Raw genomic sequence first — 605 nt, forward strand, 5'->3', positions numbered from 1 at the left:
AGGTCAAGATCCTGTCCGGCTTCATCCTCGACGGGGATGGCGAGACGATGATCACCACTGGCACGCCTGTGTCGATGCTGATCGAGAATGTCGACCAGCGCTCCAATGACTATGGCGAGATCGCCCGCCAGTACCGGCCGGGCCATGCCGACTACACCTACGATGTCAAATACGGGTTGCGCGACCATCGCGGCGGCGGCCGCTCTTCGGCGCGCGAGACAGCGGCGCGGGTCGCGGCCGGCGCGCTGGCGCGCAGGGTTGTGCCCGGCATGACGGTGCGCGGCGCCCTGGTTGCGATGGGCGAAAAATCTATCGATCGCGCAAACTGGAACTGGAATTTCGTCGGCGACGCCGAAAACCCGTTCTTCACCCCGGATCCGGCATCTGTCCCGGTCTTCACCGAGTACCTGGACGGCATCCGCAAGGCCGGTTCCTCGGTCGGCGCAGTGATCGAGATCGTCGCCGACGGCGTGCCGCCCGGCCTTGGCGCGCCGATCTACGCCAAGCTCGACCAGGACATCGCGTCCGGCCTGATGTCGATCAACGCCGTCAAAGGCGTCGAGATCGGCAACGGCTTCGAGGCCGCCCGCATCACCGGCGAACAG

At 66.0% G+C, this 605-nt stretch carries 1 protein-coding gene; it reads left to right on the top strand.

What is annotated here, in order from left to right; translation table 11 throughout:
* Positions 1–605, top strand: a 605-nt coding sequence (locus EOA28_RS37820) for a chorismate synthase (RefSeq protein ID WP_128315952.1), incomplete at both ends; no start/stop codon positions are given.

Source organism: Mesorhizobium sp. M2A.F.Ca.ET.067.02.1.1, assembly GCF_004023285.1.
In the GTDB taxonomy this organism is placed as follows: Bacteria; Pseudomonadota; Alphaproteobacteria; order Rhizobiales; family Rhizobiaceae; genus Mesorhizobium.